We start from the raw sequence: 13,988 nt of genomic DNA, 5'->3' as shown, positions 1-13,988 counted from the left end.
GCGCATAACAAACGGCGCTGGCGCCGAGCTCCCCCGACAGGGCTCGACGCGACAGGCACCCTTTACCCTATTTGCTGCGAAACTTCGCCCGGAAAAGCACGAAGAACTGAATTAGCCTTTCAACTTTTCGGCAAGCGTGTGGCCGAGGCGGGCGGGCGACGGGGACACTGTAATCCCTGCGGATTTCATCGCCTCGGTCTTGGAACCGGCATCGCCCTTGCCGCCGGAGATGATGGCGCCGGCATGACCCATGCGGCGGCCGGGAGGGGCGGTGACGCCGGCGATGAAGCCGACCATCGGCTTCTTGCGGCCACGCTTGGCCTCGTCCTTGAGGAACTGGGCGGCGTCCTCCTCGGCGGAACCGCCGATCTCGCCGATCATGATGATCGATTCGGTCTTGGGGTCGGCGAGCAGCATCTCCAGCACGTCGATGAACTCGGTGCCCTTGACCGGGTCGCCGCCGATGCCGACCGCGGTGGTCTGGCCGAGGCCTTCCTGGGAGGTCTGGAACACGGCTTCATAGGTCAGCGTGCCCGAGCGGGAGACGATGCCGACCGAGCCGGTCTTGAAGATGTTGGCGGGCATGATGCCGATCTTGCACTCGCCGGCGGTCATGACGCCCGGGCAGTTCGGCCCGATCAGGCGCGACTTGGAGCCGAGCAGCGAGCGCTTGACGCGAACCATGTCGATCACAGGAATGCCCTCGGTGATGCAGACGATCAGCGGGACCTCGGCGTCGATGGCTTCGCAGATCGCGTCGGCTGCGCCCGGCGGCGGCACGTAGATCACCGACGCGTCGGCACCGGTCTTCTCACGCGCCTCGCGCACGGTGTCGAACACCGGCAGGCCCAGATGCGTCGAGCCGCCTTTGCCCGGCGAGGTGCCGCCGACCATCTTGGTGCCGTAGGCGATCGCGGCCTCCGAGTGGAAGGTGCCGTTCTTGCCGGTGAAGCCCTGGCAGATGACCTTGGTGTTCTTGTCGATCAGGATGGACATGAGGTCTGCTTTCGCGAAACTAACAGAGTGAGTGGGTCAGTGGATGCGGCGGTAGACGCCGGTGAGGACGTCGGACCAGCCTTCCGCGTCCGGCGAGAATTGAATCTTCAACGAGTAGGAATCCTCATTGATGATCTCGTAGACGTGGCGCGCATTGCCGCGGAGCGAACCGCGCACCAGCGTCAGGGTCTTGCCGGCCCAGCCGCCCGAGGCGGGCGATGGCGGCGTATAGCCGAGCGAATCGTACCAGAACAATTTGTAGGTCCGGTCGTCGCGGTCGAAGGTGAAGATGCCGTGGGTGGCGAAGACCTGCTTGCCGTCGCGCATCTGGACGGAGTCCTGGATCAGATAAAAGCCGTTGAGATCCATGCGCGCGACGGTGCGCGAGGTCGCCGGCCCGCCCGCCGTCCAGCGCGACGGGAAGACCATCTCCTCACCATCCCATTCGCCGGCGAACGCGGCGAGGCGCGCATGCTCGGGGAGCGGAGATGATGCGGCGAGATGGTCCTGGGCCATGGCGCTAGCCTCCCTTGACGGCCTTCACGATCTTCTGCGCGGCGTCGTCGAGATTGTCGGCGGGCACCACGTTCAGTCCGGATTCACGGATGATCTTCTTGCCGAGCTCGACATTGGTGCCTTCGAGGCGGACCACCAGCGGCACGCTCAGGCCGACCTCGCGAACCGCAGCAGTGACGCCCTCGGCGATCACGTCGCACTTCATGATGCCGCCGAAGATGTTGACCAGGATGCCCTTCACGTTGGGATCGGCGGTGATGATCTTGAACGCGGCCGCGACCTTCTCCTTGCTGGCGCTGCCGCCGACGTCGAGGAAGTTGGCCGGCGCCATGCCGTAGAGCTTGATGATGTCCATCGTCGCCATGGCGAGACCGGCGCCGTTGACCATGCAGCCGATATTGCCGTCGAGCGTGACGTAGTTGAGATCGTATTTCGACGCCTCGATTTCCTTGGCGTCTTCCTCGGTCAGATCGCGCAACGACACCGCGATCTCGGGATGGCGGAACAGGGCGTTGTCGTCGAAGGACACCTTGGCATCGAGCACGCGGAGCTCGCCCTGCTTGGTCACGACCAGCGGATTGATCTCCAGCATCGACATGTCCTTGGCGACGAAGGCCGCGTAGAGCTGCGCGGTGAGCTTCTCGGCCTGCTTGGCGAGGTCGCCGGACAGATTCAGCGCCTTCGCGACCGTGCGGCCGTGATGGCCCATGATGCCGGTCGCCGGATCGACCGAGAAGGTCACGATCTTCTCCGGCGTGTTGTGCGCGACGTCCTCGATGTTGACGCCGCCTTCGGTCGACACCACGAAGGAGACGCGCGAGGTCTCGCGGTCGACCAGGATCGAGAGGTAGAATTCCTTGTCGATGTCGGAGCCGTCCTCGATGTAGAGGCGGTTGACCTGCTTGCCGGCAGGTCCCGTCTGCACGGTGACCAGCGTCGCGCCCAGCATCTGCTTGGCGAATTCGTTGACCTCTTCCACCGACTTGGCGATGCGGACGCCGCCTTTGTCGCCGGCGGATGCTTCCTTGAACTTGCCCTTGCCGCGCCCGCCGGCATGGATCTGGCTCTTCACCACCCAGACCGGGCCGGGAAGCTGTCTTGCGGCGGCGTCGGAGTCCGAGCCCTTGAGAACCGCTACGCCCCGCGAAATCGGAACGCCGAATTCATGCAGCAGCGCTTTGGCCTGATATTCATGGATATTCATATGGTCGCTCCCTGAACCCGCGGGCGGTGACCTCATGGGCCCACCTCAGTCTTGTGGCTGGCATACCATATACCACAGGAACTGCAACCCGGATTCTTTGACAATCGAGATCTGCCGAGACCGGAACCCCACCCCGGTCAGCCGGGGTCCGGAAGTGAAACCGCCGAAGACCGGGTTTCGATCTTCGGCGGGTATTGCTTTGCCTTAGCGGCCGAGAAGATCGGGTGCGATCTTCTTGCAGGCATCGACCAAGCCCTGCACGGCACCGACCGACTTGTCAAACGCCTCGCGGTCCTTGCCGGCGAGTTCGATCTCGACCACGCGCTCGACGCCCTTGGCGCCGATCACGACGGGCACGCCGACATACATGTCCTTCACGCTGTACTCGCCGTTGAGATAGGCGGCGCAGGGCAGCACGCGCTTCTTGTCCTTCAGATAGCTCTCGGCCATCGCGATCGCGGAGGCGGCAGGGGCGTAGAAGGCCGAGCCGGTCTTGAGCAGGTTGACGATCTCGGCGCCGCCATTGCGGGTGCGGTCGACGATCTCGTCGAGGCGCGCCTGTGAGGTCCAGCCCATCTTGACGAGGTCGGGCAGCGGGATGCCGGCGACGGTGGAGTACTTCACCAGCGGCACCATGGTGTCGCCGTGGCCGCCGAGCACGAAGGCGGTGACGTCCTCGACCGAGACGTTGAACTCGTCGGCGAGGAAGTAGCGGAAGCGGGCCGAATCCAGCACGCCGGCCATGCCGACGACCTTCTTGTGCGGCAGGCCCGAAGCCTTCTGCAGCGCCCAGACCATGGCATCGAGCGGGTTGGTGATGCAGATGACGAAGGCGTCGGGGGCGTACTTCTTGATGCCGGCGCCGACCTGCTCCATGACCTTGAGGTTGATGGAGAGGAGGTCGTCGCGGCTCATGCCGGGCTTGCGCGGCACGCCGGCGGTGACGATGCAGACCTTGGCGTTGTCGAGCGCCTCATAGGAGTTCGCGCCGGTGTAGTGGGCGTCGAAGCCGTCGACCGGCGAGGACTGCGCGATGTCGAGCGCCTTGCCCTGCGGCACGCCCTCGGCGATGTCGAACATCACGACGTCGCCCAGTTCTTTCAGGCCGATGAGGTGAGCCAGCGTTCCGCCGATCTGGCCGGAGCCAATCAAAGCAATCTTGTCGCGCGCCATGTGAACCTGTCCTTTAGACACGTAAGGAGGGGAAACTGAGACGGGTGGTTATCCCTTTCGTCTCCCCCGTTCAAGTCGCCCAATGCCCAATTGTCGGGCTTGCCGAGATAGCAGCCAGCATACCCCGGCCGTCATTCCGGGGCGCGCGAAGCGCGAGCCCGAAATCCATAACCACCATCCGGAGTATGGATTCCGGGCTCGTCGCTTTGCGACGCCCCGGAATGACGGCGGGGATAGGACTTAAGTCTCGACCAAGCCCTTGGTCGAGCCGCTGGCGGTGGAATCCTTGCGGCCGTGAGGCAGCGCCAGATAGGATTCCGAGCTCATTTCGATCAGGCGCGAGGCGGTCCGGTTGAACTCCATGGCCTCGGCGCCATCGGTCGCGAGGTAGAGCGAGATCGGATTGGCGTCGGCCGAGGCCATCAGCTTCACGGCGTTGTCATAGAGCGTATCGATCAGGGTGATGAAGCGCTTGGCCGCGTTGCGCTGGGAGAGGTCCATCACTGGAATATGGTCGACCAGGAGGGTGTGATAGTCGTGCGCCAGCCTGAGGTAGTCGGATGCACCGAGCGGCTGCTCGCAGAGGTCGGCGAAGGAGAATCGCGCCACGCCATGGGCCGAGCACGGCACGTGCAGAATGCGGCCCTTGATCGAAATGTCACGCGAGCGGCATTTGGCGCCGCCCGTCATCCGCTTCCAGGCACGGTCGAGCGCGGCATCCGCATCGCCATCGGCCGGTGTCAGCCACATTGGCACGCCCTGCAGCTTCTCCAGGCGGAAGTCGGTGCGCGCATCGAGCCGCGCGACGTCCATGTGGTCGGTGATCTGCTTGATGAAGGGCAGGAACAGCGAGCGGTTGAGACCGCCCTTATAGAGATCGTCGGGCGCGACGTTGGAGGTCGCGACCACGACGGTGCCGAGCTCGAATAATTTGGCGAACAGGCGGCCCAGGATCATCGCGTCCGCGATGTCGGTGACATGGAATTCGTCGAAGCAGAGCAGCCAGCTCTCCTCGAAGATCGCATTGGCCGTCAGAGCGATGACGTCGCTGTCGGCGATCTCGCCGCGCGCGATGCTCTGGCGATAATCGTAGATGCGCTCGTGCACGTCCGCCATGAACTCGTGGAAATGCGCGCGGCGCTTATGCTCGACCGATGAGTGCTGGAAGAACAGGTCCATCAGCATGGTCTTGCCGCGGCCGACCTCGCCGTGGATGTAAAGCCCGCGCGGCGCCTCGTCCTTGTCACCAGAGCTGAACAGGCGGCTGAGCAGGCCCTGCTTGCGGGTGGGCTTGTAGGTCGAAAGCCGCAGGTCCAGCGCCGCATAGGCCTCGGCGACCTCGGCCTGCGCGGGATCCGGCTCGATCGCGCCGGACGCGATCTCGGCCTGATAGGCCTCGCGGAATGAGGGATTTGGGGTGGAGAGCATGGCTCTTTACCGCCAGAGACGGACGGAAATTGCAAGCCGTGAAATGGGGTCAGAGGTATGCGCGTTTCTTCTCCCTCGCCCCGTTCTTACGGGGGCGCGACGAGCTTCGCTCGCGCTGGGAGGGTCGGGGTGAGGGGCTCTATCCGCGTATGAGATCCATCGAAAGACCTGTCCCCCCTCACCCGGATCGCGAGAGCGATCCGACCTCTCCCCGCAAGCGGGGAGAGGTTAAGAAAGAAATTACTCACACAGCTCGTAGGCGTCCTCGACCACATACGGGCCGCCGCCCGTCGATGCGCGCGAGGAGAACAGCACGAAGCGTTCGGCCATGAACGCCCTGCTCGGGAAATAGCCGCGCAGCGAGAGATAGTCGGCGACGTCGCGGTCGGAGGCGTCGTGAAGCCTCGCGAGCGTGACGTGCGGAATGAACTTGCGTCCCTCCGGGTCGAGGCCGATCCGCTGCATCATGCGCTCGAGCTCGGCCTGCAATTCCATCAGCGGCTTGCTCGGCGCAATCGTGGCGACCACCGCGCGGGGCTTGCGGCCGCCGAAGCTGGTGAGCCCCTGCACCTTCACCTCGAACGGCTTGCGGTCGACGCGAAACAGCATCGAGGCGATCTCGTTGGCGGAAGCACCGTCGATGTCGCCGATGAAGCGCAGGGTGACGTGATAATTTTCGGGATCGATCCAGCGGGCGCCGGGGAGGCCACCCCTCAAGTTGGAAAGCGACTGGCCAATTTCGGCCGGAATTTCCAGACCCGTGAACAAACGCGGCATCGTTTCGCACTCCCGATGCTTGGGTACGGTGCTCGAACAGCGAGAACCATATCCAAATTAGAGCCGGCGACGAATCACCGGTACCCTGATTCCTATCGCAGTTGTGTGACTCTGCGAAGCATGCCGCGCCTCACCCCGGTAAAACCCTGGGAATTAGGGTAGCGCTGCCTGGTTTTCAACGCCGTTGCTCAGCGATCGTGCCAATGAATGCCTCCACCATGGGCATGATCCTGCCGACGATGATGTCGACGCCTTCAGCGGTCGGATGAATGCCGTCGGCCTGGTTGAGCTTGGCCTCGGCCGCGACGCCTTCGAGGAAGAACGGATAGAGCGGCACGTCGAATGTCTTCGCCAGATCCGGATAAATCGAATTGAAGCGCGCGGCGTATTCGGCGCCGTAATTCGGCGGCGCCAGCATGCCGCAGAGCATGACCGCAATCTTTCGCGCCTTGAGCCGCTGGACGATGTCGGTCAGCGCGGCGCGCGCCACGTCGGGATCGATGCCGCGCAGCGCGTCATTGGCGCCGAGCTCGATGATGACACCGTCAGTTCCATCGGGCACCGACCAATCGAGCCGGTCGCGGCCGCCCGAGGTGGTGTCGCCGGACACCCCGGCATTGGTCATGTCGACCTCTATGCCTTTGGCCCGCAAGGCTTTTTGAAGCTTTTGGGGGAACGCCTCCTGGGCCGGAAGGCCAAGGCCCGCGCTTAAGGAATCGCCGAGGACGACCAGCTTGACCGGTTTTGTCGCACCCGCCCAAGCGGGGTTCGCCATCGTCATGACGGCGAGCATCAACACGGCTATGTGCATGAACAATCCGTAACGCCTCTCGACCCCGCGTGCGGACTTGCCATATGACCGGACCATGGACACTCGCATCGACCCCTCTTCGCTCGCCGCTACCGCGGACACCATCGCCATCTCCAACGTCAACCTCTCATTGGGCGCGGGCGCGGCACGCGTTCACATCCTCAAGGATATCAGCCTGCGGGTCGGCCGGAGCGAGACGATCGGCCTGATCGGCCCGTCAGGCTCGGGCAAATCCACGCTGCTGATGGTGATGGCGGGGCTGGAACGTCCTGATAGCGGAGAGGTGGTGGTGAATGGCACGCCTTTCAATGCCCTCGACGAGGACGCGCTGGCGCGCTTCCGCGGCCGCCAGGTCGGCATCGTCTTCCAGTCCTTCCACCTGATCCCGACCATGACGGCGCTGGAGAACGTTGCTGTGCCGCTCGAACTCGCCGGCAACCCCGATGCCGCCAAGCGCGCGGCAGAGGAGCTGCAATCGGTCGGGCTCGGTGACCGCCTGCATCATTATCCGACGCAGCTCTCCGGCGGCGAGCAGCAGCGCGTCGCGCTCGCCCGCGCGCTGGCACCCGATCCCGCGATCCTGGTCGCTGACGAGCCGACCGGCAATCTCGACGAGACCACCGGTAAGCAGATCGTCGATCTGCTGTTCAGCAAGCACGCCGAGCGCGGCATGACCTTGGTGCTGGTGACGCACGATTCCTCGCTCGCGCATCGCTGCGATCGCGTCATCCGCCTGCGCTCCGGGCGCATCGACACGCAGTCTGCGCCCGCATGAGCGCCGTGGCCGAATCGTTCGCGAAACCCAACGCTGTCGCGCTGTCGCTGCGCTACGCCTTGCGCGAATTGCGCGGCGGCCTGCGCGGCTTCTATGTCTTCATCGCCTGCATCGCACTCGGCGTGATGGCGATCGCCGGCGTCGGCTCGGTGTCGGCGAGCCTGAGCGACGGTCTGGCGCGCGAAGGCCGCACGCTGCTCGGCGGCGACGTCTCCTTCGTGCTGTTCCAGCGCGAGGCCAAGCCGGAAGAGGTCGCGTTCCTGCGTTCGCGCGGCACGCTGTCGGCGGCTGCGACCTTGCGCGGCATGGCGCGTTCGGCTGACGGCAAGCTGGCGCTGGTCGAGATGAAGGCGGTCGATAACACCTATCCGATGCTGGGACAGCTGACGCTGGCACCAAAGCTGCCGATGGCCGATCTGCTCGCCGAGCGTGACGGCGCGTTCGGTGCCGCCGCCGATCCGACGCTGCTGGCGCGGCTCTCGCTCAAGACCGGCGACCGCGTCACGATCGGGTCCGCAACGTTCCAGATCCGCTCCACCGTCGAGGCCGAGCCGGACAAGCTCGCCGGCGGCATCGGCTTCGGGCCGCGCTTTCTGATCAGCGAGGCGGCCTTGCGCGCCACCGGCCTGATCCAGCCCGGCAGCCTGGTGCGCTGGGTCTACCGGGTCAAGCTGCCGGAGGCCGCGAACAACGAGCGCGCCACCGAAGCCTTCATCGCGGATGCGCGCAGCGCCGCGCCGCAGGCCGGCTGGGAGATCCGCAGCCGCTCCAACGCCTCGCCGCAGCTCGAGCGCAACATCAACCGCTTCACGCAGTTCCTGACGCTGGTCGGCCTTGCCGCGCTGCTGGTCGGCGGCGTCGGCGTCGCCAATGCCGTCAAGAGTCACATCGACCGCAAGCTCGAGGTGATCGCTGCCTTCAAGGCCGTCGGGGCCACCGGCCGGGACGTGTTCGGCATCTACCTGGCGCAAGTGGTCCTGCTGGCCGCGATCGGGTCCGTGATCGGCCTGGCGCTCGGCGCCGCGATGCCCTTTGCGATCGTTGGCCTGTTCGGCAAGCTGTTGCCGCTGCCGGTGGTGCCGGCCGTGCACACCGACGAGCTCGCGCTGTCCTTCCTCTACGGCCTCCTCACCGCGCTCGCCTTCGGCCTGTGGCCGCTCGCGCGCGTGCACGACGTGCCGGTGGCCGCGCTGTTCCGCGACACCATCAGCTCCGAATGGCACCGGCCGCGCGCGAGCTATCTCGTGTTCATGGCCGTCGTGATCGCACTCCTCATCGCGGTCGTGATCGGCCTGTCGTTCGACAGGCGCATCGCCGCGGTGTTCGTGGCCTCCTCAGTGGTCGTGTTCGCCTTGCTGCGCGGCATCGCCGCCCTGCTGATGACGATCGCACGACGGCTGCCACGGACGCGGCTGCCGATGCTGCGGCTTGCGATCGCCAACATCCACCGGCCGGGCGCGCTGACGCCGTCCGTCGTGCTGTCGCTGGGGCTCGGGCTCGCCGTGCTCGTCACCATCACCCAGATCGACGGCAATCTGCGCCGGCAGTTCCTGGCGGCGCTCCCCGACCAGGCGCCATCGTTCTTCTTCATCGACATTCCGAGCGCGCAGGCCGAGCAGTTCGATGGCTATCTGCGCCAGATCGCCCCCGGCGCCAGGATCGAGGACGTGCCGATGCTGCGCGGACGCATCGTCGCCGCGCGCGGGGTGCGCGCCGAGGAGCTCAAGCCGACCACGGATTCCGAATGGGTGCTGCAGAGCGATCGCGGCCTGACCTACACCGCCGAGCTGCCGAAGGGCTCCAAGGTGGTCGAGGGCGAATGGTGGCGCGCCGATTATTCCGGCCCGCCGCTGGTCTCGTTGGAGAAGAAGATTGCCGACGGGCTCGGCCTCAAGCTCGGCGACGAGGTGGTGGTCAACGTGCTCGGCCGCGACATTCCGGCCAAGATCAGCAATTTGCGCACGATCGACTGGCAGGGTCTCGGCATCAATTTCGTCCTTGTGTTCTCCCCCAACGCCTTCAAGGGCGCGCCGCACACCCACATCGCGACGCTGACGGAAGCGGGCGGAAAGGCGGGCGACGGCAAGATCATCAAGGAGGTCGCCGACGCCTATCCGATGGTGACGAGCGTGCGCGTGCGTGAGGTGATGGAGACGGTCGGCTCCGTGGTCACCAATCTGGCCCTGGCGATCCGTGGCGCCAGCGCCGTGACGCTGATCTCCGCGATCCTGGTGCTGGGCGGGGCGCTCGCCGCCGGCCACCGCCACCGCGTCTATGATGCGGTGATCCTCAAGACCCTGGGTGCGACGCGGCTGCGGCTGCTCGGCGCCTATGCCCTCGAATACCTCCTGATCGGCCTTGCCACCGCGGTGTTCGGGGTGATCGCGGGCAGCATCGCGGCCTGGCTGATCGTGACGCGGCTGATGACGCTGAGCTTCGTCTGGCAGGCCGGCAGCGCCGCCGGCGTGGTCGCCGCCGCGCTGGTCGTGACCGTCGGGCTCGGGCTTGCCGGCACGCTGCTGGCATTGAACAAAAAGCCGGCGACGGTGTTGCGAAATTTGTGACAAAATGTAGCGGCGGATTGTGCCGGGCGGAATCGGCCCGGTTTCCGCGATTAACCACGCTACCCCGTCAGCTTCGCGTCAGGATTGACGCCGAGGGCGACATTCAGCCGCGCGTGGAAGGTTGCGGCGAATGTGTTAGTTTCCCACATATCGGATGGGTTCGGAGTCCCGATTGTGAGCCAAAATTCAGTCGGCTGGCAGCGGTCTCCGAGATAGAATTTGACGAACCGGCGGCATGGCGACCCTCGTGCCGGACCGGACCAACCAACGGGAATTCGACCATGTCGGACCTAGACCGTAACTACGCTTCTCCTTTCGGCAGGGCCGCCGGGCGTGTTGACGCCGCGACGGTCGATGCCGGCCTGCGCGCCTATATGCTGCGCATCTACAACTACATGAGCATTGGCCTGGCCATCACCGGCCTTGCCGCGCTCGGCGTCTACATGGCCGCCGTGACCGACGTTCCGACGGCGGACGCCGTCCGCGTCGGCAAGGTGTTCCTGACACCGTTCGGCTACGCCATGTTCGTCAGCCCCCTGAAGTGGCTGTTCATCCTGGCGCCGCTCGCGATGGTGTTCGTGATCTCGGCGGGCATAAACCGTCTGGCACCCTCGACCGCCCAGATCCTGTTCTGGGTGTTCGCGGCGCTGATGGGCATCTCGCTGTCGTCGATCTTCCTGGTGTTCACGCACACCTCGATCGTGCGGGTGTTCTTCATCACCGCGGCGACCTTCGGTGCGCTGAGCCTCTACGGCTACACCACCAAGCGTGACCTGACCGGCATGGGCTCATTCCTGTTCATGGGCCTGATCGGCATCGTTCTCGCCAGCCTGGTGAACCTGTTCCTGGCCAGCTCGATGCTGCAGTTCATCGTGTCGGTGGTCGGCGTGCTGGTGTTCTCGGGCCTGACTGCCTGGGATACCCAGCGGCTGAAGAACGACTACATCTACGGCTATGCCTCGGCCGGCGGTGACGTCGCAGAGCGTTCGGCCATCACCGGCGCACTGTCGCTGTACCTGAACTTCATCAACCTGTTCACGCTGCTGCTGCAGCTCCTCGGCCAGCGCGAGTAAGCTCTGAGACGAGAGAACGGACACGAACCCCGGCCGAAAGGCCGGGGTTTTTGTTTTGAGGGTACGGCCTCTCCCCGTCATTGCGAGGAGCTCGCGACAAAATTGCGCAGCAATTTTGCGCCGATGCGACGACGCAATCCAGAGCCCCTCCGCAGATGCATTTCTGGATTGCTTCGCTGCGCTCGCAATGACGGGCGTGGAGGCAGCGCAGCCTCTTCCGGCCCCTCAGGGAACGCTCTATCCTTCCCCCATGTCCGCACCCGATATCAGGCCCACCACCGAGGCCGACCTCCCCGCCGTCACCGCCATCTACCAGCAGGCCGTCCGCGAGGGCACGGCGACGTTCGAGCTGGAGCCGCCCGACCTCTCGGAAATGACGCGCCGCTATCGCGCGCTGATCGACGGCGGCTATCCCTATTTCGTCGCCATGCTGGACGGCCGCGTGGCCGGCTATGCCTATGCCGGCGCCTACCGGCCGCGGCCCGCCTATCGCTTCACGGTGGAGAACTCGATCTATCTCGATCCGTCCTTCCACCGCCGCGGCGTCGGCTCAATGCTGCTGGAACGGCTGATCGTCGAATGCGAAGCGCGCGGCTTTCGCCAGATGATCGCTGTCATCGGCGATTCCGCCAATGCCGGGTCGATCGGCGTGCACACAAGGTGCGGCTTCAAGATGATCGGCACGCATCCCAGTGTCGGGCTGAAATTCGGCCGCTGGCTGGACACCGTGATGATGCAGCGCGACCTCGGCGAGGGCGCAAGCACGGTGCCGGGGAAGTAGGCAGTCCCGTAGCCCGGATGGAGCGCAGCGAAATCCGGGATAGGTCTGTCCGCGGATGCAGCGGCCCCCGGATTGCGCTGCGCTCCATCCGGGCTACGAAGCTCTACCCATCCTACGGCACCGGTCGTACCGCTACACCACCGCCAATTTGCGATCGATCACCAGCAGCACCCGCTCGAGCTCGTGGCCGCGACGCAGGATCAGGCCGGTCGCCGAGATCACGCTGTACATGCCCTGCTTGCGTGCCAGGCGCGGGTCCTTCTCGATGCGATAGATCGGCACTTCCGAGGCGCGGCGATAGACCGAGAACACGGCGCGGTCCTTCAGGAAGTCGATGGCATAGTCGCGCCATTCGCCGTCGGCGACCATGCGGCCGTAGAGATTGAGAATCCGGTGCAGCTCGAGCCGGTTGAACGTCACCCGGTTCGGCTGCGCATGCGCCGCGGCAGGACGCGCCGCCGCGCGCTGCTCGCTCGGATCGGCATCCTCCGACGTCAGACTCATGGGAAGCGCCTCCTCATCGCACGGCTATGACCCGCGTCCGCCAAGATCGTCCCCGGAACCGCGTTCGTGACAATTGCATGATTGCGCCAACCGTTCCGCATCGCAAGGGGGCTCGACCCATCGAATCGGCGCCGCATCAGGGCACACGCAAGAGTGGAACTCCGTCGCGGCAAACCGTCACGGGATCGTTAGCAGGAATCATAGTATCGCCGCTTTTCCGCCAACCGCCTGCCGCCCTGCACTGCGAAAAGGGTGACGTGCGTTGACCCGGTCCTTTCGGTTCCGGATTCCTCAGCCCCCAGCCCCCCGGGGTCGAACAGGATCGGGTCTGTACGCACGACAAGGAGGGCCAACGCAAGTTGGTCCTTTTTTGTTTGTGCCGAGATGTTTCCGGGTCCGCCGTCATTCCCGGGCGCGCGAAGCGCGAGCCCGGAATCCATTTACCATCACACAAGCTGAGAAATGGATTCCGGGTTCGCGCCAAGAGGCGCGCCCCGGAATGACGAGCATCAATTGCTGAGACGTTCTGCCTGCTTCAATGCAGCGACGTGTAGGCCGCACCCAGCATCGGGCCCGGTCGCTCGCGGCTGCCGTCCTGGACGTAGACCACCGCGCCGTCGACGCCGTCGCGCGTGAGGTTCTCGATCGGCACCGTCCAGCTCTCCGGACGGCCGGTCCAGTCGCCGACCTTGAGCAGGCTGCGCACCACGTTGTGATAGGTGACCTGCTGTCCCTTGTTCTCGCCGCGGGTGATCGCGATCGGCACCGACTTCGCGATCGAGCAGATCCAGACCTCGCCGCGCGAGACCGTGGGCTCCTTGCTTGCGGCTACCGACACGTTGATCTGCTTGCCCGAGAGCGACATCGTCACCGGCACGCTCATCACGCCAGTGCCCTTGTCGGTCTTGCCGATCGCGTTCTCGATGCCGGTGCGATCGCTGCCGATGACATGGGTGGAGCCGTTGACCACGACCTGCGGCGTGTAGACCTCGCGGTCGCCGCGCATGCGCGAATAGGCACGCTGCCGTGCAGAGAAGCGCGAATCCGCCAGCGTGTCCTTCCAGCCCAGATAGTCCCAATAATCGATCGGCATGCTCAGCGCGATGACCGAGGGGTCCTTGGAGAGATCGCCGATGATCTGATCGGCGGGCGGGCAGGAGGAGCAGCCCTGCGAGGTGAACAATTCGACGACGGCGCGGGGTTCAGCCTCGGCAGGACGAATGACGGCGATGATCGCACATATGCCGAGAGCTCCCGACCAGAGGGCACCGGACCAACGTGGAATCAGAGGGGAAGCCGTCATTGTCGTCATGTCGAACGCCGCACACCGTTGCTCTCAGTGGGAAATCTTATCGCCGGATGGTCACCGTAGTCTTACGGGGCGCG

At 65.1% G+C, this 13,988-nt stretch carries 13 protein-coding genes; 4 read left to right on the top strand and 9 right to left on the bottom strand.

Features of this window, described 5'->3' with window-relative positions; translation table 11 throughout:
* Positions 1-111: 111 nt before the first annotated feature.
* From sucD to I6F31_RS35665, 7 genes are all read right to left on the bottom strand, one after another.
* The gene (gene sucD, locus I6F31_RS35695) at positions 112-996 is read right to left on the bottom strand and encodes a succinate--CoA ligase subunit alpha (protein WP_036008780.1); all 885 of its coding nucleotides are present in this window, start codon (positions 994-996) and stop codon (positions 112-114) included.
* Positions 997-1,032: 36 nt separating this feature from the next.
* Positions 1,033-1,512 (bottom strand): DUF1579 family protein, encoded by a 480-nt coding sequence (locus I6F31_RS35690; RefSeq protein ID WP_036024613.1) that lies wholly within the window; start codon positions 1,510-1,512, stop codon positions 1,033-1,035.
* Positions 1,513-1,516: 4 nt separating this feature from the next.
* The gene (gene sucC / locus I6F31_RS35685) at positions 1,517-2,716 is read right to left on the bottom strand and encodes an ADP-forming succinate--CoA ligase subunit beta (RefSeq protein WP_225148677.1); all 1,200 of its coding nucleotides are present in this window, start codon (positions 2,714-2,716) and stop codon (positions 1,517-1,519) included.
* 204 nt (positions 2,717-2,920) lie between these two features.
* Entirely contained in the window at positions 2,921-3,889 is a 969-nt protein-coding gene (mdh, locus tag I6F31_RS35680; protein WP_025032846.1) for a malate dehydrogenase, read from the bottom strand.
* Between the two features lie 240 nt (positions 3,890-4,129).
* The gene (zapE, locus tag I6F31_RS35675; protein ID WP_225148678.1) at positions 4,130-5,317 is read right to left on the bottom strand and encodes a cell division protein ZapE; all 1,188 of its coding nucleotides are present in this window, start codon (positions 5,315-5,317) and stop codon (positions 4,130-4,132) included.
* A gap of 240 nt (positions 5,318-5,557) precedes the next feature.
* Positions 5,558-6,094, bottom strand: coding sequence for an RNA 2',3'-cyclic phosphodiesterase (gene thpR, locus I6F31_RS35670; RefSeq protein WP_225148679.1), 537 nt, complete (start codon positions 6,092-6,094; stop codon positions 5,558-5,560).
* Between the two features lie 175 nt (positions 6,095-6,269).
* Positions 6,270-6,905: an arylesterase gene (locus I6F31_RS35665; protein WP_225187016.1), complete on the bottom strand. Its 636-nt coding sequence runs from the start codon at positions 6,903-6,905 to the stop codon at positions 6,270-6,272.
* A gap of 55 nt (positions 6,906-6,960) precedes the next feature.
* On the opposite strand from I6F31_RS35665, the gene I6F31_RS35660 reads away from it, so the two are divergent.
* The 4 genes from I6F31_RS35660 to I6F31_RS35645 all read left to right on the top strand — a co-directional run bounded on the left by I6F31_RS35660 (position 6,961) and on the right by I6F31_RS35645 (position 12,098).
* Positions 6,961-7,680 carry an ABC transporter ATP-binding protein gene (locus tag I6F31_RS35660; RefSeq protein ID WP_036008795.1) on the top strand — a complete coding sequence of 240 codons (720 nt, stop codon included), beginning with the start codon at positions 6,961-6,963 and terminating at the stop codon, positions 7,678-7,680.
* Positions 7,677-10,244 (top strand): FtsX-like permease family protein, encoded by a 2,568-nt coding sequence (locus tag I6F31_RS35655; protein ID WP_225137153.1) that lies wholly within the window; start codon positions 7,677-7,679, stop codon positions 10,242-10,244. The genes I6F31_RS35660 and I6F31_RS35655 overlap by 4 nt, the downstream gene beginning before the upstream one ends.
* 281 nt (positions 10,245-10,525) lie before the next feature.
* Positions 10,526-11,317 (top strand): Bax inhibitor-1/YccA family protein, encoded by a 792-nt coding sequence (locus I6F31_RS35650; protein ID WP_036008808.1) that lies wholly within the window; start codon positions 10,526-10,528, stop codon positions 11,315-11,317.
* Between the two features lie 250 nt (positions 11,318-11,567).
* A complete protein-coding gene (locus I6F31_RS35645; RefSeq protein ID WP_036008811.1) occupies positions 11,568-12,098 on the top strand; it encodes a GNAT family N-acetyltransferase in 531 nt (176 codons plus the stop codon).
* 132 nt (positions 12,099-12,230) lie between these two features.
* Here the strand turns inward: I6F31_RS35645 and I6F31_RS35640 are convergent, their stop codons facing one another.
* Both I6F31_RS35640 and I6F31_RS35635 read right to left on the bottom strand, forming a co-directional pair.
* Positions 12,231-12,602 carry a DUF2794 domain-containing protein gene (locus I6F31_RS35640; protein ID WP_036008814.1) on the bottom strand — a complete coding sequence of 124 codons (372 nt, stop codon included), beginning with the start codon at positions 12,600-12,602 and terminating at the stop codon, positions 12,231-12,233.
* 535 nt (positions 12,603-13,137) lie between these two features.
* Entirely contained in the window at positions 13,138-13,914 is a 777-nt protein-coding gene (locus I6F31_RS35635; RefSeq protein ID WP_225187015.1) for a DUF1223 domain-containing protein, read from the bottom strand.
* Between the last annotated feature and the right edge of the window lie 74 nt (positions 13,915-13,988).

Origin of the sequence: Bradyrhizobium sp. NBAIM01 (assembly GCF_020194115.1) — a bacterium.
Taxonomy (GTDB): Bacteria; Pseudomonadota; Alphaproteobacteria; order Rhizobiales; family Xanthobacteraceae; genus Bradyrhizobium; species Bradyrhizobium yuanmingense.
This window is presented reverse-complemented; position numbering and strand designations above follow the sequence as displayed.

Bases quoted from the DNA above. Each gene is read 5' to 3' on its own strand.
- sucD (WP_036008780.1), bottom strand. From the start codon at position 996: ATGTCCATCCTGATCGACAAGAACACCAAGGTCATCTGCCAGGGCTTC.
- I6F31_RS35690 (WP_036024613.1), bottom strand. From the start codon at position 1,512: ATGGCCCAGGACCATCTCGCCGCATCATCTCCGCTCCCCGAGCATGCG.
- sucC (WP_225148677.1), bottom strand. From the start codon at position 2,716: ATGAATATCCATGAATATCAGGCCAAAGCGCTGCTGCATGAATTCGGC.
- mdh (WP_025032846.1), bottom strand. From the start codon at position 3,889: ATGGCGCGCGACAAGATTGCTTTGATTGGCTCCGGCCAGATCGGCGGA.
- zapE (WP_225148678.1), bottom strand. From the start codon at position 5,317: ATGCTCTCCACCCCAAATCCCTCATTCCGCGAGGCCTATCAGGCCGAG.
- thpR (WP_225148679.1), bottom strand. From the start codon at position 6,094: ATGCCGCGTTTGTTCACGGGTCTGGAAATTCCGGCCGAAATTGGCCAG.
- I6F31_RS35665 (WP_225187016.1), bottom strand. From the start codon at position 6,905: ATGCACATAGCCGTGTTGATGCTCGCCGTCATGACGATGGCGAACCCC.
- I6F31_RS35660 (WP_036008795.1), top strand. From the start codon at position 6,961: ATGGACACTCGCATCGACCCCTCTTCGCTCGCCGCTACCGCGGACACC.
- I6F31_RS35655 (WP_225137153.1), top strand. From the start codon at position 7,677: ATGAGCGCCGTGGCCGAATCGTTCGCGAAACCCAACGCTGTCGCGCTG.
- I6F31_RS35650 (WP_036008808.1), top strand. From the start codon at position 10,526: ATGTCGGACCTAGACCGTAACTACGCTTCTCCTTTCGGCAGGGCCGCC.
- I6F31_RS35645 (WP_036008811.1), top strand. From the start codon at position 11,568: ATGTCCGCACCCGATATCAGGCCCACCACCGAGGCCGACCTCCCCGCC.
- I6F31_RS35640 (WP_036008814.1), bottom strand. From the start codon at position 12,602: ATGAGTCTGACGTCGGAGGATGCCGATCCGAGCGAGCAGCGCGCGGCG.
- I6F31_RS35635 (WP_225187015.1), bottom strand. From the start codon at position 13,914: ATGACGACAATGACGGCTTCCCCTCTGATTCCACGTTGGTCCGGTGCC.